Origin of the sequence: Halorhodospira sp. 9628, from assembly GCF_022228075.1 — a bacterium.
Classification (GTDB): Bacteria; Pseudomonadota; Gammaproteobacteria; order Nitrococcales; family Halorhodospiraceae; genus Halorhodospira; species Halorhodospira halophila_A.
Genome location: NZ_JAJNRF010000001.1, coordinates 256,097 through 277,435, shown reverse-complemented (window position 1 = coordinate 277,435; position 21,339 = coordinate 256,097). Strand labels below are relative to the sequence as shown.

Below are 21,339 nucleotides of genomic sequence, written 5' to 3'. Positions count from 1 at the left end.
CGTCAGCTTCACAGGAATCCATAGACAGGGTTGGGTCTAGGCATGCGGCGCAAGATCATTGCTGGTAACTGGAAGATGAACGGCGACCAGGATCTGGTCCGCCGCGTTGCGGAGCACGCTGCCGACAGCGGTGGCGATGCCGAGCTGGCGGTCTGCCCGCCGTATCCCTTGCTCGCGGCGGCCGCATCGCAGCTGCCATTCGGTGTGGCGCTGGGTGCGCAGGACGTCAGCGAGTACGAGTCGGGCGCCTACACCGGCGAAGTGTCGGCGGGCATGCTGCTCGAGGCGGGGTGCCGTTACGTGATCGTCGGGCACTCGGAGCGTCGGACGCTCTACGGCGAGGACAACGGCCGGGTGGCCGGCAAGTTCGTGGCGGCGCGCAATGCCGGGCTGACCCCGATCCTGTGCGTTGGCGAGACCCTGGCCGAGCGAGATGCCGAGCGCACCGAGACTGTGGTAGGTGAACAGCTCGACGCTGCCATCGACGCCGTGGACGGGGCGGCCTTCCAGGGGGCGGTCATCGCCTATGAGCCGGTCTGGGCCATTGGGACCGGGCGGACCGCAACCCCGGAACAGGCGCAGGCGGTGCACGCTTTCATCCGTCAGCGCGTTGCGGAGCGCGATGGCAATGAGGTGGCCGACCAGCTGCGCATCCTCTACGGGGGCAGCATGAAGGCGGACAATGCCGCCGAGCTCCTGGCCCAGCCGGATATCGACGGCGGTCTGATCGGTGGCGCGTCGCTGGATCCCGACAGCTTCCTTTCGATTTACAACGCAGCCGCGGAGGGCTGAGCTAGACCCATGTTTGAAGCGTTGCTTGCCGTCCATATCGTCATCGCCGTTGCCCTGGTGGTGCTGGTCCTGCTGAACCAGGGGAAGGGCGCTGACATGGGAGCCGCCTTCGGCAGCGGTGCCTCGAGCACCGTCTTCGGCTCGCGCGGCGCAGCGACCTTCATGACCAAGCTGATTGCGACCCTGGGTACGACCTTCTTCCTGACCAGCCTGGGGCTGGCGGTGATCGCCTCGCAGGGGATCGGCGGCGGCGCTTCGGTGATTGGCGACGACGACGTGCTCGAGAGCGAGGAAGAGACGGAAGAGGAGGATCCGGAGGCGCCGGCGGCTCCGGACATGCCGGCGGAGCAGGAGGCCCCTGCGCCTGAGGCGCCGGGTCAGCCGGTGGAGCCGGACGCGCCTGCGGAAGAGGGTGAAGCGGAGTAGCCCCTTTTCCGCGATTGCGGGATTGAATCGCGGGATCAGGGTTGCTATCATGCGTCCCGCGTTGGGGCAGAGTAAACGCCCAAGCGCAACTGTCTACGTGCCGAAGTGGTGGAACTGGTAGACACGCCGTCTTGAGGGGGCGGTGGCGAAAGCCGTGCCGGTTCGAGTCCGGCCTTCGGCACCATCTATATCTCTCCTTCCTCAGCGCGCACTCGCGCGATATCCCGCACCCTGATCGTCCCTGTCTGGTCGCGCCGGTTGGCGGGATTGATTTCCCGCAACCGTCACGATCGTTTGTCGGCACGATAACGTCTTTAAAATCAGGAAGTTAAAAAAGCCGCTGAGTTGACACGGAGAGAGACCGCTCCGTAAACTCCAGCGATGTTCGACACGGGGGCGGGGCACCGGTCCCGTGTTCTCACCAGCGGAGCGGCGAACGATGCTAGAGAATTACCTCCCGGTTCTGCTCTTCATTGTCGTCGGGCTCGTCTTCGGCGTCCTGCCTCTGGCTGCCGGGTTCGTGCTCGGTCCTCGGCGTGAAGATCCGGAAAAGCAGTCGCCTTACGAGTGCGGCTTCGAGGCCTTCGAGGATTCGCGCATGAAGTTCGACGTGCGCTATTACCTCGTCGCCATTCTGTTCATCCTCTTCGATCTCGAGATCGCCTTCCTCTTCCCTTGGGCAGTTGTGTTGGACGACATTGGGCTGTTCGGCATCTTGGCCATGGGCCTATTTGTCGGGCTTCTCGTGATCGGTTTGCTCTACGAGTGGCGTAAAGGGGCGCTGGAATGGGAGTAGAAGGCATCCTGGAGCGGGGGTACGTGACGACCTCCGCGGATAAGCTGATCAACTGGGCGCGGACCGGCTCCCTGTGGCCCATGACCTTCGGCCTGGCCTGCTGTGCCGTCGAGATGATGCACACCGCGGCGGGGCGCTACGACATGGACCGCAACGGTCTGATCTTCCGGCCCAGCCCGCGGCAGTCTGATGTGATGATTGTCGCCGGCACGCTCTGCAACAAGATGGCCCCGGCGCTGCGCAAGGTCTACGACCAGATGCCGGAGCCGAAGTGGGTGATCTCCATGGGGTCGTGTGCCAACGGCGGGGGGTACTACCACTACTCCTACTCGGTGACGCGCGGCTGCGACCGCATCGTCCCCGTGGACATCTACGTCCCCGGTTGTCCACCCACGGCCGAGGCCCTGTACTACGGCATCCTGCAGCTGCAGAACAAGATCCGCCGGACCAATACCATCGCACGTTGAGGGAGAGTCATGGCTGAGCCCGAGAGCCTGTTGGAGCAGCTCCGCGGCCATTTCGGTGGTCGTTTGACCGATTGCTGGCTCGAGCGCGGCGAGGTGACGCTGGAGGTCCGGCCCGCCGAGTTGGTTGCGGTGATGACCGAGCTGCGTGATGCCGCCGATTGGCGTTTCGAGCAGCTGTCCGATGTCGCCGGGGTCGACTACGCCGCCTACGGCCAGGATGAGTGGATCACCGAGTCGGCGACCGGGACAGGCTTCAGCCGCGGGGTGACCGAGCCGGGGTTTGGGCGTCTGGGCCTGACCGGCATCTACGGGGTGCAGTCGATCGAGGAGCGGACCGGCCGGCGTTTCGCGGCGGTCTATCAGCTGCTGTCGTTGACGCACAATCAGCGCCTTCGCGTGCGCTGCTTCGCCGAGGATGACGACCTGCCGGTATTGCCCTCTGTGTCGGGCCTCTGGCCGTCCGCCAATTGGGCCGAAAGGGAGGCTTTCGACCTGTACGGTATCGTTTTCGAAGGCCACCCGGATCTGCGCCGGATCCTCACCGATTACGGTTTTGTCGGGCACCCCTTCCGCAAGGACTTCCCGCTGATCGGCAACGTAGAGCCGCGCTACGACCCCGAGAAGGGGCGTGTCGTCTACGGGCCGGTGGAGATCGAGCCGCGGGTGCTCGTGCCGCGGGTGATCCGCGAAGACAACCGTTACGCCGCACCGCACAAGGCGGAAGGCACGGAGGGACAAGCCGATGGCTGAGTTCCAGAGCTATACCCTGAACTTCGGCCCGCAGCACCCGGCGGCGCACGGGGTGCTGCGCCTGGTGCTGGAGATGGAGGGGGAAACGGTGCGCCGCGCCGACCCCCACATCGGTCTGCTGCACCGGGCGACGGAGAAGCTGGCCGAATCCAAGCCGTACAATCAGTCCATCGGCTACATGGACCGGCTCGACTACGTCTCGATGATGTGCAACGAGCACGGCTATGTGCGCGCGATCGAGAAACTGCTCGGTATCGAGCCGCCGCTGCGGGCGCAGTATATCCGCACGATGATGGACGAGGTCACCCGCATCTTGAACCACCTGATGTGGCTCGGCGGGCACGGGCTCGACGTCGGCGCCATGACCGCGTTCCTGTATACCTTCCGCGAGCGCGAGGATCTCATGGATGTCTACGAGGCGGTCTCGGGCGCGCGGATGCACGCGACCTACTACCGCCCGGGCGGGGTGCACCGCGACCTGCCCGACCAGATGCCCAAATACGAGCCCTCGCCCTACCGCAGCGAGAAGGAGTTGCGTGAGATGAACCGCGCCCGCGAGGGCTCGGTGCTCGACTTTCTCGACGACTTTTGCGAGCGCTTCCCCGCCTGCGTGGACGAGTACGAGACGCTGCTGACCGAGAACCGGATCTGGAAGCAGCGACTGGTGGACATCTGCCCGGTCTCCGCCGAGCGTGCCGTGGAACTCGGCTTTACCGGTCCGCTGCTGCGCGGCTCCGGAGTGGCCTGGGACCTGCGCAAGAAACAGCCTTACGCCGCCTACGACCGGGTCGACTTCGACATCCCGGTCGGCGTCAACGGTGACTCCTACGACCGCTACTTGGTGCGTGTCGAGGAGATGCGCCAGTCGGTGCGCATTATCAAGCAGTGCGTGGACTGGCTGCGCGACAACCCGGGCCCGGTGCGGGTCGACGATCCGAAGGTGACCCCCCCGACCCGGGAAGAGATGAAAGACGACATGGAGTCGCTCATCCACCACTTCAAGCTCTTCACCGAGGGGTACTGCACGCCGCCCGGCGAGGTTTACGCCGTGGTAGAGGCGCCCAAGGGCGAGTTTGGCGTCTACCTGATCTCGGACGGCGCCAACAAGCCGTACCGCTTAAAGGTCCGGCCGCCGTGCTACTACCACCTGGCGGCTACTGACGAGATGATCCGCGGCTACATGCTGGCGGACGTGGTGACCCTGATCGGCTCGCTGGATGTGGTGTTCGGGGAGGTGGATCGGTGACGGAGCAGACGGTGGCAGCAGAGACCCTGAGCGCGGACCAGTGCCGGCGTATCGACCACTGGCTGGCTAAGTATCCCGATGACGAGCAGGGGCGGGCGTCGGCGATCATCCCGGCGCTGCACATCCTGCAGGATGATAACGGCGGCTGGCTGGAGCGGCGTCACGTGGCGGCGGCCGCAGACTACATCGGCATGCCCCGGGCCAGCGCCTTCGAGGTGGCGACCTTCTACTCCATGTTTCACCTCGATGAGCCGGTGGGCCGGCACAAGGTCAATATCTGCACCAATATTTCGTGCTGTCTCAACGGCGCCGATGAGCTGGTGGCCTACGCCGAGGAGAAGCTCGGGATCCGGCTCGGCGAGACGACGCCGGACGGACGCATCACGCTGGTGCGCGAGGAGGAGTGCCTGGCCGCCTGCACGCGGGCGCCGATGATGGTCGTCGACGGGCACTACTACACCCATCTGACCCGCGAGCGGATCGACGAGATCCTCGACGGGCTGAGCTGAGCCGCAGGGCGCGGAGGGGTCATGGTCAACCAAGTTTGTTATACGACCCTGGGCTATGACGAGCCGTGGAGCCTGGAGACCTACCGCAAGGTGGGTGGCTACAAGGCCCTCGAACGCGTGCTGCGCACGCCCATGTCGCCCCAGGAGGTCATCGACGAGGTCAAGCAGAGCGCCCTGCGCGGTCGGGGCGGTGCCGGCTTCCCGCCGGGGATCAAGTGGGGGTTCATGCCCCGCGACAGTGCCGGGCAGAAGTACCTGATCTGCAACTCGGATGAGTCCGAACCGGGAACCTGCAAGGATCACGACATCCTGCGTTTCAACCCGCATGCGGTGGTCGAGGGGATGATCATCGCCGGCTACGCCATGGGCGCGAGCGTCGGCTACAACTACCTGCGCGGCGAATTCCATCACGAGCCGTTCGAGCGTATGGAGCAGGCGGTGGCCGAGGCCCACCAGGCCGGCTACCTGGGGCAGAACATCCTCGACTCGGGCTTCGATTTTCAGCTCCACAACCACTACGGTGCCGGCGCCTATATCTGCGGCGAAGAGTCGGCACTCATGGAGTCGCTCGAAGGCAAGAAGGGCCAGCCCCGATACAAGCCGCCTTTCCCGGCGCAGGTCGGCATCTACGGCAAGCCGACGACCATCAACAACACCGAGACCCTCGCCTCGGTGCCTGCGGTCATCCGCAATGGCGCCGACTGGTTCCTCAACCTCGGTAGGCCGAACAACGGCGGCGAGAAGATCTTCTCCGTCTCCGGTCACGTCGAGCGCCCCGGCAACTACGAGATCCCGATGGGCATCCCCTTCCGCGAGCTACTGGAGATGGCCGGCGGTGTGCGTGGTGGTCGCCGGCTCAAGGCGGTGATCCCCGGCGGCAGCTCGACGCCGGTGGTCCCCGGCGAGACCATGCTCGAGACCGACATGGACTACGACAGCATTGCTGCAGCCGGCTCCATGCTCGGCTCCGGGGCCGTGGTGGTGATGGACGATACCACGGACATGGTGCGCATCCTCGCCCGTATCACGCGCTTCTATTACGCCGAGTCCTGCGGGCAGTGCACGCCGTGTCGTGAAGGCACCGGCTGGCTCTATCGCGCGGTCCAGCGGATCCATGAGGGGCGCGGCACCCACGACGACCTACGCATGCTCGAGGAGGTGCCGGGGCAGATCGCCGGGCACACCATCTGCGCCTTCGGTGATGCGGCGGCAACTCCGGTGCAGAGCTTCATCCAGCACTTCCGGCACGAGTTCGAGCACTACATCGAGCACGGTCGATCCCCGGTGGAGGCAGCGGCATGAGCGCAAACGAGGAGACGGTCACCATCGAGGTCGATGGGTGCTCCATCGAGGCCCGCAAGGGCGAGATGCTGATTCAGGCCACCGACCGTCACGGGATCCACGTCCCGCGGTTCTGCTACCACAAGCACCTCTCGGTGGTGGCCAACTGTCGGATGTGCCTCGTCGAGGTCGAGAAGGCGCCGAAACCGCTGCCGGCGTGCGCCACGCCAGTGGCTGACGGCATGGTGGTGCGCACTACATCGGCGACGGCGATCAAGGCGCAGCGCGGGGTGATGGAGTTCCTGCTGATCAATCACCCGCTCGACTGCCCAATCTGCGACCAGGGCGGCGAGTGCGAGTTGCAGGACATCTCCATGGGGTACGGCCGCGGGATCTCGCGCTTTACCGAAGGCAAACGCTCCGTGGCCGACGAGGACCTTGGCCCGCTGGTCGCCACGGAGATGACCCGCTGCATCCACTGCACCCGCTGTGTGCGCTTCCTCGACGAGGTGGCCGGGCAGAAGGAACTCGGTGGCATGGGGCGGGGCGAGCACATGGAGATCTCGACCTACCTGGAAACGGGTCTAAGCTCGGAGCTCTCCGGCAACGTGATCGACCTCTGCCCGGTTGGAGCGCTGACCAACAAGCCGTTCCGTTTCCGGGCCCGTCCGTGGGAGCTGCTCAGCTTCCCAGCGGTCTCCCCCCACGACGGGGTCGGCTCGAACCTGGCGCTGCACACCCTGCGCGGACGTATCCAGCGGGCGGTGCCGCGCGAGAACGAGGCCATCAACGAGACCTGGATCGCCGACCGCGACCGGTTCGCCATTGAGGGGGTCGACCACGCCGACCGGCTTGTGCAGCCGATGATCAAGCGCGACGGCCGTTGGCACGAGGTGCCCTGGGAGACGGCACTCGATCGCGCCGCGGGGGCCCTGCAGGGGGTCGTCCAGCGCCACGGCGCTGATGGTCTGGGCGGGCTGCTGGCGCCGAGCGCCACCCTCGAGGAACTCTACCTGGCGGCGCGACTGCTGCGCGGTCTGGGGAGCGGGAACGTCGACCACCGGCTCCGCGAGGTGGACACCTCGGACCAGGAACAGGCACCGCCCTTCCCCTATCTCGGGCAGGAGATCGCCGAGCTCGAGCAGGTCGATGCGGCGCTGCTGGTCGGGGCCTATACCCGACACGAGCAGCCGCTGATCAACCACCGCCTGCGCAAGGCCGCGCGTTCGGGCGCGCAGATCATGGCCCTGAACCCCCGGGGGTTCGATTGGAACCTGCCGCTGGCCTCAGAGCAGGCCGTTGCGCCGGCGCAGCTGGTTGCCGAGTTCGGCGCGGTGGCGGTGGCAGTGGCCGAGGGAGCCGGGCGCTCGCTGCCCGACGAATTGGCTGCCGTGGCCGGACCGGTGACGGATCACGCCCGCGAGGTGGCGCGCCGGTTGGCCGCGGCGCAGCGGCCCACGGTGCTGCTCGGCAACCTCGCCAGCAGTCATCCGCAGGCTGCCGCGTTGCGGGCCCTGGGCAGCTGTATCGCGGAGTTCTGCGGCGGGCGCCTCGGGGTTCTCGCCGAGGCCGGCAATACCGCCGGCGGCTGGTTGGCCGGCGCGGTGCCACATCGTCAGGCCGGCGGCGTGGCGGCACAGCCGGCCGGACGCAGCGCCGACGCCATGCTGCGCGCCGGGCTCAAGGGGTATCTGCTGCTGAACGTCGAGCCGACCCGCGATCTATGGGATCCGCAGGCCGCCCGGCAGGCCATGGAGCAGGCCGAAGAGGTGGTGGCCATCACGGCCTTCGCCGACGAGCAGCTGCGCGCCCAGGCCGACGTCCTGCTGCCGATGGGCGCTTTCGGCGAGAGTGCCGGGACGTACGTCAACAACGAGGGCCGCTGGCAGAGCTGCCGTGGTGTGGCGGAGCCTCCCGGCGAGGCACGCCCGGGCTGGCGCGTCCTGCGTGCCCTGGGCACGGTCCTCGGGCTGGAGCGCTTCGAATACAACGACATCGCCGATGTTTACGGCGAGCTGGCCGGGCTCTGTCGGGATCTGAGGCCGGGGTCGCACTACCCGGCCACGGCGGTGGCCGCCGGGGCGAAGACGGGGCAGGGCTTGGCGCTGGCCGGTGGTGTGCCGATCTACGCCGGCGATCCGCTGGTGCGGCGCGCGCGGCCACTGCAGCAGGCGCCGATTGCCGGGCGGGCCGAGGTGGTGCTTGCCCCGCAGACGGCGGCCGAACTCGGGTTTTCGCAGACGCAGCCACGCCGCGTCCGGGTCCGTGCCGACAGCGGGGTGGCGGAGCTGCCGCTGGTCGTGGATGACGCCGTGCCGGCAGGCGTGGCCTGGATTCCTGCCGGGCTGGATGAGCGTGCGGCGCTCGGCGGCCCTTACGGGACCGTCTCGCTGGAAGCGCTCTAGGCCGCAGAGCCGCAGAAAAGGACGATCGAGGGCATGTACGAGACACTCTTCTGGCAGTTCGCCAAGATCTGGGCCGTCCTGATCCCGCTGTTCCTGGCCGTGGCCTATTTCACCTACGTCGAGCGGCGGGTGATCGGTCACATGCAGGATCGACGCGGGCCCAACCGGGTCGGTCCCCGCGGGCTGCTGCAGCCCATTGCCGATGCGCTGAAGCTCCTTTTCAAGGAGATCACCATCCCGACCTACGCCAGCCGGACGCTGTTCCTGATCGCCCCGGCGATGGCCATCATGCCGGCCCTGGCCGCGTGGGCGGTGATCCCCTTCGACGACGGCCTGGTGGTGGCGGATATCAACGCTGGTCTGCTCTACATCCTGGCGATGACCTCGCTGGGGGTGTACGGACTGATCATCGCCGGCTGGGCCTCCAACTCCAAGTACGCGCTGCTCGGTACCTTGCGCGCCTCGGCCCAGGTCGTGTCTTACGAGATCGCCATGGGGTTCGCGCTGGTCGGTGTGTTGCTGGCCGCCGGGACGATGAACCTCACCGGCATCGTCAACGCCCAGGCCGGTCCGTTCTGGGAGTGGTTCTGGCTGCCGCTGCTGCCGCTGTTCCTGATCTACTGGATCTCCGGCGTCGCCGAGACCAACCGGGCGCCGTTCGACATTGCCGAGGGCGAGTCCGAGATCGTTGCCGGTTTCCACGTGGAGTACTCGGGAATGGCCTTCGCGGTCTTCTTCCTGGCCGAGTACGCCAACATGCTGCTCATCTCGTTCCTCGCGGCGACTCTGTTCCTGGGCGGGTGGCACTCGCCCTTCGAGGGGCTGCCGGTGCTTGGGCCAGCGTTCGACTGGGTCCCCGGGATCGTCTGGCTGTTCGCGAAGGCTGCCTTCTTCGCCTTCTGCTACCTGTGGTTCCGCGCCACCTTCCCGCGCTACCGCTACGACCAGCTCATGCGGCTGGGCTGGAAGGTTCTGATCCCGGCCACCGTGGTCTGGCTGGTGGTGCTCACCGGCTTGGTCTACGGCGGCGTCGGTCCTTGGTTCTGACGGGGGTACGGTCATGAGACCGCTAAACGACTATCTGAACAGCTTCCTGTTCACCGAGCTGCTGCGCGGACTGCGGCTGACGGCGGGGCACATGTTCTTCCGACGCAGCGTCACGCTGGAGTTCCCGGAAGAGCGGGCGCCGAAGTCGCCGCGTTTCCGGGGGCACCTGGCCCTGCGTCGATACCCCAACGGCGAGGAGCGCTGTATCGCCTGCAAGCTCTGCGAGGCGGTGTGCCCGGCGCTGGCGATCACCATCGATTCACACCAGCGCGCCGACGGCACACGGCGCACCACGCGCTACGACATCGACATGTTCAAGTGCATCTACTGCGGCTTCTGCGAGGAGTCCTGCCCGGTAGACTCCATCGTCCTGACCCGGCTCGACACCTTCCACATGGAGCGTCGCGAGGAGCGGGTCGCCGACAAGCAGAAGCTGCTGGCCATGGGTGACAAGTACGAGAGCCAGCTGGCGGCCGATCGCGCCGCCGATGCGCCCTACCGGTAATGGGAGCCTCGGGCTTATGGAACAGGTGATCTTCTACATCTTCGCCGGGGTGCTGCTGTTCGCGGCGACCATGGTGATCTCCGTGCGCAACCCGGTCCACGCGGCGCTGTTCCTGGTGCTCGCGTTCTTTAACGCTGCGGTGATCTGGGTACTGGCCGGTGCCGAGTTCCTCGGCATCGCCCTGGTGTTGGTGTACGTCGGCGCGGTGATGGTGCTCTTCCTCTTCGTGCTGATGATGCTCGATATCAACATCGCCCCGATGCGCGAAGGGTTTACCCGCTACCTGCCGGTCGGGGCACTGGTGGCGGTCCTGATGGCCGCGCAGCTGGTGGCGGTCATCGTCTCCGAGCGGGCGGACCTGGTCAGTGGGACCATCCCCGAGCCGGCGGCGGACGTGAACAATATCCAGGCGATTGGCGGGGTGTTGTACACGGTCTACGTCTACCCGTTCGAGATCGCGGCGGTGATCCTACTGCTGGCCATCGTTGCCGCGATCACCCTGACGCTGCGCCGGCGCGAGGGGACGCACAAGCAGGATGTGCCCCGGCAGCTGTCGGTCAAGAAGGACGACCGCCTGCGCATGGTGCGCATGAAGTCCTCGCGACGGCAGGACCATACGCGGAACTGAGGGCCCGAAGCCGGGCAAACGACTAGCGAAGGCAAGCAGGAAGGCCCAATGATCGAGCTGTCCGATTTCCTGATCCTGGGGGCGTTGCTGTTCTCCCTCGGCGTGGCAGGCATCTTCCTCAACCGGAAGAACGTGATCCTGCTGTTGATGTGCATCGAGCTGATCCTGCTCGCCGTGAACATCAACTTCATCGGCTTCTCCGCCTATCTGGAGGATATAGCCGGGCAGATCTTCGTCTTCTTCATCCTCACCGTGGCGGCGGCGGAGGCGGCCATCGGCCTGGCCATCGTCGTGGTCCTGTTCCGCTCACGCGGCGACATCAACGTTGCCGCCCTGGATGCGATGAAGGGGTAAGCCATGGAGACGGTCCTCTACGCCATCGTCCTCTTTCCGCTGGTCGCCGCCGCCATCGCTGGCATGGCTGGCGGCTGGATCGGACGCGCCGGAGCCCACTGGGTGACCATCCTCGGTGTCGCCATTTCCTGCGCCCTTTCCTTCTGGGTGCTGCACGGCCTGGTCTGGGGCGATCTGGAGCCGGTGGACTTCACCGTCTACACGTGGGCCTCGGTGGGCGACCTGAGCTTCGAGATCGGCTTCCTGGTCGACCGGCTCACCGCGGTGATGATGGCCACCGTCACCTTTGTCGCGCTGATGGTCCATATCTACACCATCGGCTACATGCACGACGACCCAGGCTATCAGCGGTTTTTCAGCTACATCGCGCTGTTCACCTTCGCCATGCTGATGCTGGTCATGGCGAACAACCTGCTGCAGCTGTTCTTCGCCTGGGAGGCTGTCGGGCTCGTCTCTTACCTGTTGATCGGTTTCTGGTACACCCGCGAGAGCGCCATCTTTGCCAACCTCAAGGCGTTTCTGGTCAACCGCGTGGGGGATCTGGGGCTGCTTCTGGGCATCGCCGTACTGGCTGGTGCCTTTGGCACGCTCCACTACGGCGAGATCTTCGCGGCGGTGGAGGCCGATCCCGGCCGGACGCTGAACCTCTTCGGCGCCGCCGAGTGGAGCCTGGTGACCGTCGCCGCGCTGCTGATCTTCATCGGCTGCATGGGCAAGTCGGCCCAAGTCCCGCTCCATGTCTGGCTGCCGGACTCCATGGAGGGCCCAACGCCCATCTCGGCGCTGATCCACGCCGCGACCATGGTGACCGCCGGCATCTTCCTGGTCGCCCGCATGTCGCCGGTCTTCGAGCTGTCCACGGTGGCGCTGACCGTGGTCCTGGTCGTGGGTGCGCTGACGGCCTTCTTCATGGGCTTGATCGGGCTGGTACAGAACGACATCAAGCGGGTCATCGCCTACTCCACGCTCTCCCAGCTCGGCTACATGGTCGCGGCCCTGGGCGTGTCGGCCTACGCGGCCGGTGTCTTCCATCTGTTCACCCACGCCTTCTTCAAAGCACTGCTCTTCCTCGGGGCCGGCTCGGTGATCATCGCCCTGCACCACGAGCAGGACATGCGCAAGATGGGCGGGCTGGCCCGGTACATGCCGGTGACCTACATCGCCATGCTGGTCGGCACCCTGGCGCTGATCGGCATCCCCGGCTTCTCTGGCTTCTTCTCGAAGGACGCCATTATCGAGGCCGTGGGGTACTCCGCCGGCGGCTGGGCCACCTTCGCCTATTGGCTGCTGGTGCTCGGGGTCTTCGTCACCGCGCTCTATAGTTTCCGCCTGCTGTTCATGGTCTTTCACGGCGAGGAGCGCATGGACGAGCACGCCCGCAAACATCTGCACGAGAGCCCGCTGGTGGTGACCGTGCCGCTGGTGCTCCTGGCGGTGCCCTCGGTGCTGATCGGCCTGTTCACCTTCGGGCCGATGGTCATGGGCGACTTCTTCTACGCCGACGGGTCGATCCGCGTGCTTGCCGATCAGACCGGCCTGGATCGCCTGGCGGACGGGTACACCGGGGTTCTGGGCTTCATGGCCCACGCGTTGGTGACGCCGGTGCTCTACCTGGTACTGGCCGGTGTCTTCGTGGCCTGGCTGCTCTACCTGCGTCGCCCCGACCTGCGGGAACGGGTGGTGGCGCCCCTGCGTCCGCTGCAGCGGGTGCTGGAGCACAAGTACGGGTTCGACTGGCTCTACATCCGCGGGTTCACGGATGGCGGTCGAGCGATCGCCGGGCTGCTGTCGAAGGTCGGGGATCGCTGGCTGATCGACGGGCTGCTGGTCAACGGGTCGGCGCGTCTGATCGGCCGGGTCGCTGCCGGGGCGCGGTACTCACAGACCGGGTACCTGTATCACTACGCCTTCGTCATGGTCATCGGCGTACTGCTGCTGATCTCATTCTTCGTTGTGCGAATGCTGTTCGCCTAGTGCGCGGCTTCGGAACGGACGCGCAAGAACGCAGGGGAAGAACGGATGTTCGACGGTTGGTTGCTTAGCCTGATTATCTGGCTGCCGATCCTCGGCGGTGCCGCGGTGCTGGCCGTTGGCCAGCGCTCGGAGGTGGCGGTCCGGGAACTGGCCACCGGCGTGGCCGGGCTGACGTTCCTGTTCAGCCTTGTGCTCTGGTTCGCCTTTGAACCCGGGAGCGGTATGCAGTTCGTGGAGAAGCGCGACTGGGTGCCGACCTTCGACATCCACTACCACCTGGGGGTGGACGGTATCTCCATGCCGCTGGTGGTGCTGACCGCCTTCGCCACGCTGTTGGTGGTGGTCGCCGGTCGCAGCGGGCTCACCTATCGGCCGGCGCAGTACATGGGTGCCTTCCTGATCATGGAGGGGCTGATGGTTGGCGTCTTCGCGGCGCTCGACGCCATCCTCTTCTATGTTTTCTGGGAGGCGATGCTGGTGCCGATGTTCCTGCTCATCGGTATCTGGGGCGGCGCCAACCGCATCTACGCCACCATCAAGTTCTTCCTCTACACCTTCCTCGGTTCGGTGCTGATGCTCATCGCCTTCCTCTATCTGCGTTGGGAGGCGGGCAGCTTCGGCGTACTCGATTTCCACGGGCTGAGCATCGGGCTCGAGGCGCAGATCCTGATCTTCCTGGCACTGCTGGCGGCTTTTGCCGTCAAGGTGCCGATGTGGCCAGTACACACCTGGCTCCCCGATGCACACACCGAGGCGCCCACCGGTGGCTCGGTGATCCTGGCGGCGATCACCCTGAAGATGGGCGCCTACGGGTTCCTGCGCTTCGCGCTGCCCATCGCGCCGGAGGCGAGCCAGGAGCTGGCCTGGCTGGTGATCGCCATGTCGCTGATCGCCATCGTCTACATCGGTTTGGTGGCCATGGTCCAGGAGGACATGAAGCGGCTGATCGCCTACTCATCGATCGCCCACATGGGCTTCGCCACCCTGGGGTTCTTCGTCATCTTCCAGGCCGGTCTCGGTGCCGAGGCCGGGGACGGCGCCCTGATGGCCATGACCGGCGGCTACGTCCAGCTGATCTCCCACGGGTTCATCTCGGCGGCGCTGTTCCTGTGCGTCGGCGTGCTCTACGACCGGATGCACACCCGGAACATCGCCGACTACGGTGGTGTGATCAACCGCATGCCGATCTTTGGCGCCCTCTTCGTGGTTTTCGCCATGGCCAACGCGGGCCTGCCCGGGACCTCCGGCTTCGTCGGCGAGTTCCTGGTCATCCTCGGCAGCTACCAGGCCAGCTTCTGGTACGCCGCCATCGCCGGTCTGACCCTGATCGTCGGAGCTGCCTACTCGCTGTGGCTGGTCAAGCGGGTTATCTTCGGTCCGGTGGCCAACGAGCGGGTGGCTGCGCTGAACGACCTCGACCGGCGCGAGTTCATGCTGCTCGGCGTGCTGGCGGTGCTGGTGATCGGCGTCGGTGTCTATCCCCAGGCGCTGGTCGCTGTGGCGGAGCCGACCCTGGTCGAGTTGTTGAACGACGTCTCTGCAGCGCTCCCGGCTGCCCGGTAAGGAAGGAGAGGCAATGAGCTTCGAGACGCCCGATTTCTCCCTGGCGCTGCCGGAAATCTGGTTGCTGGCGGCCACCTGCGGCGTGCTGGTGGTGGACCTCTTCTCCAGTGATGCCCGGCGTAGCGCGACTTTCTATCTGACCCAGGGGGCGCTGCTGGTGACGGCGGTGCTGGCCCTGAGTACCCAGTGGGGCGTGAACGAGGTGACCTTCTCGGGCCACTACGTTGCCGACTCCCTGGGTGCAGTGGTCAAGGCCTCCGTGGCACTGCTGTCCATGCTGGCCCTAGCCTACACGCGGCCCTATCTGGGCGACCGCGGGTTGCTCCAGGGGGAGTTCTACCTGCTGGCCCTGTTCGCCAACCTGGGCATGCTGGTGATCGCCTCCGGCGCCAGCCTGCTCAGCTTGTATCTCGGCCTGGAGCTGCTGTCGCTGGCCCTCTACGCCCTGGTGGCCTATCACCGCGACTCGCGCCGTGCGGCTGAGGCGGCCATGAAGTACTTCGTTCTCGGTTCGCTGGCCTCCGGCATCCTGCTCTACGGCATGTCGATGGTCTACGGCGCTACCGCGAGCCTGGAGCTGTCGGTGATCGCCGAGGTGGCGGGCCGCCACTCCGATCCACTGATGCTGCTCTTCGGGGTGGTGTTCATGCTGGTGGGCGTGGCCTTCAAGCTCGGTGCCGCGCCGTTCCATGCCTGGGTGCCGGACGTCTACCAGGGCGCCCCCACGCCGGTGACCCTGTTCCTGAGTACGGCGCCGAAGGTGGCGGCCGTGGCGCTGTTCATGCGGTTGCTGGTCGACGGTCTGGGACCGATGCACGAGCAGCTTGAGCCGATGCTGATGATCCTCGCCGTGGCCTCGCTGCTGGTCGGCAACCTGATCGCCATCGTGCAGACCAACTTCAAGCGCATGCTGGCTTACTCGGCCATCGCCCACGCCGGGTTCATCATGGTCGGGTTTACCGCCGGTACCGATGCCGGTCACGCGGCCGCGCTGTTCTACACCATCGCCTACAGCATCATGGCGGCCGGCGCGTTCGGCATGATCACGGTGCTGGCCCGCTCTGGGTTCGAGGCTGAGGAGATCGCCGATCTGCGCGGGCTCAACGAGCGTCATCCGGTTTACGCCGGGGTGCTGCTGCTGGTGCTGGTGTCGATGACCGGCATTCCCGGTACGGTCGGCTTCTACGCCAAGTACCTGGTGCTCCAGGCGGCCGTCGAGGCGGGGCACATCCCGCTGGCGATCTTTGCCGTAGTGGCGGCCGTGGTTGGGGCCTTCTACTACCTGCGGGTGCTTAAGGTCGTCTATTTCGACCGCCCCGAGGCGGAGGCCGACACGCAGGCGCTGCCGGCCCCCGGCGCGTCCTCCGCCATCCGCAGCTTGGTGGTCGTCAACGGTGTGGCGGTCCTGGTGCTCGGGATCTTCCCCGAGCGGTTGATCGCCCTGTGCCAGGCGGCCCTGGGACTGTGACGGTGGATCGGCTCGCGAAGGCGGGGACGGCTTGATGTTTGCATAGGGTCCCCGTATAATCCTCTTTAACAGTTGCGGGGTGGAGCAGTCTGGTAGCTCGTCGGGCTCATAACCCGAAGGTCGCAGGTTCAAATCCTGCCCCCGCTACCAATCCGGAAAGGCGGCCCATGGCCGCCTTTTTTGTGGGCGCTTGACGGACGGTCCCGTTGGGTCAGCCGGCGTGGGCCGTGCGCTTTTTTGTCACCTGGCGCGTGTGTATAATCGCCGGCTGAAGCTGCGAGGGTGGTTGGGCTCGCAGGCTCTTTGGACACGCCCGCCGTCGGTTCGCCGACGAGCGGACTCGGGGGGAGGGCCTTGGGCCCTCTTTTTGTTTGTGGTGCCGGATGTCTCAGATCCAGACGCTTCACTCGTTACTCGAACCGACGGTGGCCGGGCTCGGCTATGAACTGGTCGGGGTCGAGCTGACCGGGGCAAAGGGCAATCGCACGCTGCGCGTGTTCATCGACACGCCCGCGGGCATTCGCCTGGAGGACTGCGAGGCGGTCAGTCACCAGGTCAGCGGTCTGCTCGATGTCGAGGACCCGATCGAGGGGGCCTACCATCTCGAGGTCTCCTCGCCGGGACTGGACCGGCCGATCTTCAAGTCGGCGGATTACGATCGCTTCAGCGGTGAGCGCATCCAGCTGCGCCTGCTGGAGCTCTACGAGGGGCGTCGCCGGGTCAAGGGCGTCCTGCTGGGACTGGATGATGAATTCGTGCGGGTGCGCGATGTCGACGGGATCGAGCTGCGCATCCCCCTGGAGCTGATCGACCGGGCGCGGCTGGATCTCGAGCCGTGAAGGGCGTCGGCCGCAGAAGAACAGCGGAGTCGGAGGCATGAGTAGAGAAATCCTGTTGGTCGTGGAGGCCACCTCCAATGAGAAGGGCGTGGACCGGGAGGTGATCTTCGAGGCCATTGAAGCGGCCCTGGCCTCGGCCACGCGCAAGCGGCACATGGAGGACATCGACGCCCGGGTCGCGGTGGATCGGCAGACCGGTGACTACGCCACCTATCGACGCTGGGAGGTGGTGCCCGATGAGGAGTCCGTGGAGGAGCCGCAGCGCCAGATCAGTCTGGAGCGCGCCCGCGAGCGGGACGCCGGTGCCGAGGTGGGGGGCTACGTCGAAGAGCCGATCGAGTCCGTGGACTTCGGCCGCATCGCGGCGCAGACCGCCAAGCAGGTTATCGTGCAGAAGGTGCGCGAGGCCGAGCGGGCTCAGATCGTCGACGCCTACAAACACCGGATCGGTGAGTTGGTCAACGGCACGGTCAAGCGCATGGAGCGCGGCAGTGCCATCATTGATCTGGGCGAGAACACCGAGGCGCTGGTTTCCCGCGAGGATCTGATCCCCCGCGAGGCGATCCGGCCCAACGACCGGATTCGCGGCTATCTGCGCGACGTCCGCTCTGAACCGCGCGGGCCGCAGCTGTTCGTCAGCCGCACGGCCAACGACTTCCTGGTCGAGCTGTTCAAGATCGAGGTGCCCGAGGTCGGTCAGGGGCTGATCGAAATCCTCGGCGCCGCCCGTGACCCGGGCATGCGTGCCAAGATCTCGGTACGTGCCCTGGATCCCCGCATCGATCCGGTCGGGGCCTGCGTCGGCATGCGCGGCTCGCGCGTGCAGGCGGTCTCCAACGAGCTCAGTGGCGAGCGCATCGACATCATCCCGTGGGACGAGAACCCGGCACAGTTTGTCATCAACGCCCTGGCGCCGGCCGAGGTCGAGTCCATCGTGGTCGACGAGGATCGTGGCGCCATGGATGTGGCCGTGGCCGAAGAGCAGCTCTCACAGGCCATCGGCCGTGGCGGGCAGAATGTGCGCCTGGCCAGCGAGCTTACCGGCTGGGAGCTCAACGTGATGACCGCCGAGGAAGCCGAGGCCAAGAGCGAGCGCGAGGCCGGCGAACTGGTACAGCTGTTTGTCGAGCACCTGGATGTCGATGAAGACGTTGCCGGGGTGCTGGTCCAGGAAGGGTTCTCCAGCATCGAGGAGGTGGCCTATGTGCCCACCGCCGAGCTGCTGGAGATCGAGGAATTTGACGAGGATATCGTCGAGGCCCTGCGTAGTCGCGCCCGGGACGTGCTCCTGGCCCAGGCGATTGCCGAGGAGGCCAACGAGAACCAGCCTAGCGAGGAGCTGCTGGCCCTTGAAGGGATGGATGAGCAGACGGCAAAGGCCCTGGCTGAGCGCGGCGTCGTCACGGTTGAGGATCTGGCCGACCAGTCCGTGGACGACCTGCTGGAGGTCGAAGGCATGGATGAGGATCGGGCCGGGCAGCTGATCATGAAGGCCCGCGAGCCTTGGTTCGCGGCCAGTGAGGGCGGCGAGCGCGCCGACTGAAAAGAGGGGACACGACGAGGTCTCTGACTTGGGCCGCGTCCGGAGAGTGTTATATGGCGGAAACGACGGTAAAAGAATTTGCGCAGACGGTAGGGATCCCGGTGGAACGGCTTCAGGCTCAACTGGAGGCGGCGGGACTCGGCCGGCGCGACGACGATGCAGCCCTCTCGGCGGAGGACAAGGCGACGCTGCTGGCTCACCTGAGGCAGGGGAGTGCTGCCCAGGACGAGGAGGGCGGCGGCTCCGACGGATCCCCCAAGAAGATCACCCTCAAGCGGCGCAGTCACAGCCAGCTCAAGATGCCGGCGGGCCGCGATGCGGGCAGTCGTGGTCCGCGGCAGACGCGCACGGTCAATGTCGAGGTCCGCAAGCGGCGCACCTACGTCAAGCGCAGCGATATCGAGGCCGAGGAGAAGCGCAAGCAGGAGGAGGCCGAAGAGGCCGCCGCACAGCTTGAGCGCGCCCTCGAGCAGGAAGAGGCTCAGCGCGAGGAGGACGCCGCCGAGGCCCAGCGCACCAGCGACCAGGCAGCGCCCGCCGCTGACGAGGCCGCACCGGCCGATGAGGCCTCCAGTGACGCGGTCGCGCCGGAGGCGACGGCGGAAGAGGGCAGTGCGGAAACCGCTGCCGCGGAGGCATCCGACGCCGAAGAGCAGGCAGCGGCGGAGCCGGAGGAGACGGCGGCCGACCAGACCGCTCGCGCCCAGGCCGAAGCCCTCAAGGAGAAGCCCAAGAGTCAGCAGGACGAGGCCAAGAAGCGGGAAGAGGAGCGGGAGCGCAAGCGCGCCGAACTCGAGGCCAAACGCGAGCGCGAGGCTGAGGAGCGCGCCCAGCGCAAGCAGGAGGCCAAGCCGAAGAAGAAGAAGAAGGAAGAGCAGTCCGCTGGGGGCCGTGGCGCCGGCAGTCGACGCGGAGGCAAGAAGCGCGGTGGCGGTACGGCGGCCAGGCAGCTGCAGCAGGGGTTCGAGCGCCCGACCGCGCCGGTCGTCCGTGAGGTCGAGATTCCCGAGACGATCACGGTGGCCGAGCTCGCTGACCGGATGAGCGTCAAGGCCGCCGTGCTGATCAAGGAGATGATGAAGCAGGGCGTGATGGCCACGATCAACCAGGCCATCGACCAGGAGACCGCGGCGATCCTCGTCGAGGAGATGGGCCACAAGCCCAAGCTCGAGCGCGAGGACGACGTCGAGGAGGAACTGCTGCGCCAGAGCGAGGAGCCCGAGGGCGAGCAGATCGGTCGGGCGCCGGTGGTGACCGTGATGGGCCACGTCGACCACGGCAAGACATCGCTGCTCGACCACATCCGCCGCTCCAAGGTGGCTTCCGGCGAGGCCGGCGGAATCACGCAGCATATCGGCGCCTACCGCGTCGAGGGTGAGAACGGCAGCGCCACCTTCCTCGATACGCCCGGCCACCAGGCGTTCACTGCCATGCGGGCCCGGGGCGCGCAGATGACCGACATCGTCGTGCTCGTGGTGGCCGCCGATGACGGTGTCATGCCGCAGACCAAGGAGGCCGTCGACCACGCTCGCGCCGCCGAGGTGCCGATCGTCGTGGCGGTCAACAAGATGGACAAGGAGGACGCGGATCCCAACCGCGTCAAGCAGGAACTCGCCCAGATGGAGGTCATCCCGGAGGAGTGGGGTGGCGACGTGCAGTTCGTCCACGTCTCGGCGATGACGGGCGAGGGTGTGGACGAGTTGATCGAGGCCATCGTCCTCCAGGCCGAGTTGCAGGAGCTCAAGGCTGTCAAGGATTGCCCGGCTCGCGGCGTGGTTCTTGAGTCCAGCCTCGACAAGGGCCGCGGTCCGGTGGCCACGGTGCTGGTCCAGAACGGCTACCTGCATCGCGGCGACACGGTCATCTCCGGCACCGAGTTCGGCCGTGTCCGGGCTCTGGTGGATGAGCACGGCCAGCGCGTCAACGAGGCCGGCCCGTCGACCCCGGTGGAGGTGTTGGGTCTTTCCGGGCTGCCGGATGCCGGCGATGACTTCATGGTGGTCGAGGACGAGCGCAAGGCCCGCGAGGTGGCCGAGAGCCGCACCGAGCGTCAACGTGAGAAGCGCCTGGCGCAGCAACAGGCGGCCCGGATGGAGAACCTCTTCTCGCAGATGAAGGAGGACGAGGTCTCCACCATCAACCTGCTGGTCAAGGCCGACGTCCACGGTTCCGCTGAGGCGCTGCGGCAGTCGCTGGAAGACCTCTCCCACGAGGAGGTTCGCGTGCGCGTGGTCTCCTCCGGTGTAGGTGCCATCACGGAGTCGGACGTCAATCTGGCGCTGGCCTCCGAGGCGATCCTTATCGGCTTCAATGTCCGCGCCGACGCTGCAGCCAAGCGCATGGTTCAGGAGAACGGCGTCGACCTGCACTACTACAGCGTCATCTACGACGCCATCGAGCAGGTCAAGAACGCCATCTCCGGCATGCTCGAGCCGGCCCTGGAGGAGCACATCCTGGGCACGGCGGAGGTTCGCGAGGTGTTCCGCTCGTCGAAGCTCGGTCAGGTGGCCGGCTGCCTGGTGGTCGACGGCGTGGTCCGCCGCCGCAACCCGATCCGGGTCCTGCGCGAGAGCGTGGTGATCTTCGAGGGTGAACTGGAGTCCCTGCGGCGGTTCAAGGATGACGTCAACGAAGTGCGTGCCGGCACCGAGTGTGGTATCGGCGTGAAGAACTACAACGACGTCCGCGTTGGCGACCAGATCGAGTGCTACGAGCGGATCGAGGTGCAGCGGAGCCTGTAGCGCAG

The 21,339-nt window shown here is 66.3% G+C and carries 19 protein-coding genes and 2 tRNA genes; all 21 read left to right on the top strand.

All coding sequences use genetic code 11. The features are described from left to right. The first annotated feature begins 42 nt into the window (after positions 1 to 42). Positions 43 to 792 carry a triose-phosphate isomerase gene (tpiA, locus tag LRG10_RS01245; RefSeq protein ID WP_201171461.1) on the top strand — a complete coding sequence of 250 codons (750 nt, stop codon included), beginning with the start codon at positions 43 to 45 and terminating at the stop codon, positions 790 to 792. A 9-nt stretch (positions 793 to 801) separates the two neighbouring features. Beyond that, the gene (secG, locus tag LRG10_RS01240; protein ID WP_201171459.1) at positions 802 to 1,218 is read left to right on the top strand and encodes a preprotein translocase subunit SecG; all 417 of its coding nucleotides are present in this window, start codon (positions 802 to 804) and stop codon (positions 1,216 to 1,218) included. A gap of 99 nt (positions 1,219 to 1,317) precedes the next feature. Continuing rightward, a tRNA-Leu gene (locus tag LRG10_RS01235) sits at positions 1,318 to 1,402 on the top strand. 255 nt (positions 1,403 to 1,657) lie between these two features. Continuing rightward, a complete protein-coding gene (locus LRG10_RS01230; RefSeq protein ID WP_011814551.1) occupies positions 1,658 to 2,014 on the top strand; it encodes an NADH-quinone oxidoreductase subunit A in 357 nt (118 codons plus the stop codon). After that, positions 2,005 to 2,481 (top strand): NADH-quinone oxidoreductase subunit B family protein, encoded by a 477-nt coding sequence (locus tag LRG10_RS01225; RefSeq protein WP_011814550.1) that lies wholly within the window; start codon positions 2,005 to 2,007, stop codon positions 2,479 to 2,481. Before LRG10_RS01230 ends, LRG10_RS01225 begins: the two co-directional genes overlap by 10 nt. Positions 2,482 to 2,490: 9 nt before the next feature. Next, positions 2,491 to 3,231 carry an NADH-quinone oxidoreductase subunit C gene (locus LRG10_RS01220; RefSeq protein WP_201171457.1) on the top strand — a complete coding sequence of 247 codons (741 nt, stop codon included), beginning with the start codon at positions 2,491 to 2,493 and terminating at the stop codon, positions 3,229 to 3,231. Further along, positions 3,224 to 4,477 carry an NADH-quinone oxidoreductase subunit D gene (locus LRG10_RS01215; protein WP_238634462.1) on the top strand — a complete coding sequence of 418 codons (1,254 nt, stop codon included), beginning with the start codon at positions 3,224 to 3,226 and terminating at the stop codon, positions 4,475 to 4,477. The genes LRG10_RS01220 and LRG10_RS01215 overlap by 8 nt, the downstream gene beginning before the upstream one ends. Beyond that, positions 4,474 to 4,986 carry an NADH-quinone oxidoreductase subunit NuoE gene (gene nuoE, locus LRG10_RS01210; protein WP_201171454.1) on the top strand — a complete coding sequence of 171 codons (513 nt, stop codon included), beginning with the start codon at positions 4,474 to 4,476 and terminating at the stop codon, positions 4,984 to 4,986. The genes LRG10_RS01215 and nuoE overlap by 4 nt, the downstream gene beginning before the upstream one ends. Positions 4,987 to 5,007: 21 nt before the next feature. Next, positions 5,008 to 6,288 (top strand): NADH-quinone oxidoreductase subunit NuoF, encoded by a 1,281-nt coding sequence (gene nuoF / locus LRG10_RS01205; protein ID WP_201171452.1) that lies wholly within the window; start codon positions 5,008 to 5,010, stop codon positions 6,286 to 6,288. Beyond that, a complete protein-coding gene (gene nuoG, locus LRG10_RS01200; RefSeq protein ID WP_201242073.1) occupies positions 6,285 to 8,672 on the top strand; it encodes an NADH-quinone oxidoreductase subunit NuoG in 2,388 nt (795 codons plus the stop codon). The genes nuoF and nuoG overlap by 4 nt, the downstream gene beginning before the upstream one ends. Positions 8,673 to 8,705: 33 nt before the next feature. Then, entirely contained in the window at positions 8,706 to 9,719 is a 1,014-nt protein-coding gene (gene nuoH, locus LRG10_RS01195) for an NADH-quinone oxidoreductase subunit NuoH (protein ID WP_201171444.1), read from the top strand. 13 nt (positions 9,720 to 9,732) lie between these two features. Beyond that, positions 9,733 to 10,224 (top strand): NADH-quinone oxidoreductase subunit NuoI, encoded by a 492-nt coding sequence (gene nuoI, locus LRG10_RS01190; RefSeq protein ID WP_201171441.1) that lies wholly within the window; start codon positions 9,733 to 9,735, stop codon positions 10,222 to 10,224. Between the two features lie 16 nt (positions 10,225 to 10,240). After that, complete coding sequence (locus tag LRG10_RS01185) at positions 10,241 to 10,852, top strand: NADH-quinone oxidoreductase subunit J (protein WP_201171439.1); 612 nt, start codon at positions 10,241 to 10,243, stop codon at positions 10,850 to 10,852. Between the two features lie 48 nt (positions 10,853 to 10,900). After that, positions 10,901 to 11,206 (top strand): NADH-quinone oxidoreductase subunit NuoK, encoded by a 306-nt coding sequence (gene nuoK, locus LRG10_RS01180; protein WP_201171437.1) that lies wholly within the window; start codon positions 10,901 to 10,903, stop codon positions 11,204 to 11,206. Between the two features lie 3 nt (positions 11,207 to 11,209). Continuing rightward, complete coding sequence (gene nuoL / locus LRG10_RS01175) at positions 11,210 to 13,180, top strand: NADH-quinone oxidoreductase subunit L (RefSeq protein ID WP_238634460.1); 1,971 nt, start codon at positions 11,210 to 11,212, stop codon at positions 13,178 to 13,180. Between the two features lie 45 nt (positions 13,181 to 13,225). Continuing rightward, entirely contained in the window at positions 13,226 to 14,743 is a 1,518-nt protein-coding gene (locus LRG10_RS01170; protein WP_201171432.1) for an NADH-quinone oxidoreductase subunit M, read from the top strand. Positions 14,744 to 14,756: 13 nt separating this feature from the next. Further along, positions 14,757 to 16,211, top strand: a complete 1,455-nt coding sequence (gene nuoN, locus LRG10_RS01165; protein ID WP_201171430.1) for an NADH-quinone oxidoreductase subunit NuoN — start codon at positions 14,757 to 14,759, stop codon at positions 16,209 to 16,211. A 73-nt stretch (positions 16,212 to 16,284) separates the two neighbouring features. Next, a tRNA-Met gene (locus LRG10_RS01160) sits at positions 16,285 to 16,361 on the top strand. Positions 16,362 to 16,594: 233 nt separating this feature from the next. Next, the gene (rimP, locus tag LRG10_RS01155; protein ID WP_201171428.1) at positions 16,595 to 17,050 is read left to right on the top strand and encodes a ribosome maturation factor RimP; all 456 of its coding nucleotides are present in this window, start codon (positions 16,595 to 16,597) and stop codon (positions 17,048 to 17,050) included. A gap of 37 nt (positions 17,051 to 17,087) precedes the next feature. Then, positions 17,088 to 18,593 (top strand): transcription termination factor NusA, encoded by a 1,506-nt coding sequence (gene nusA / locus LRG10_RS01150; protein WP_201171426.1) that lies wholly within the window; start codon positions 17,088 to 17,090, stop codon positions 18,591 to 18,593. A 53-nt stretch (positions 18,594 to 18,646) separates the two neighbouring features. Then, complete coding sequence (gene infB, locus LRG10_RS01145; RefSeq protein WP_238634457.1) at positions 18,647 to 21,334, top strand: translation initiation factor IF-2; 2,688 nt, start codon at positions 18,647 to 18,649, stop codon at positions 21,332 to 21,334. Positions 21,335 to 21,339: the final 5 nt, after the last annotated feature.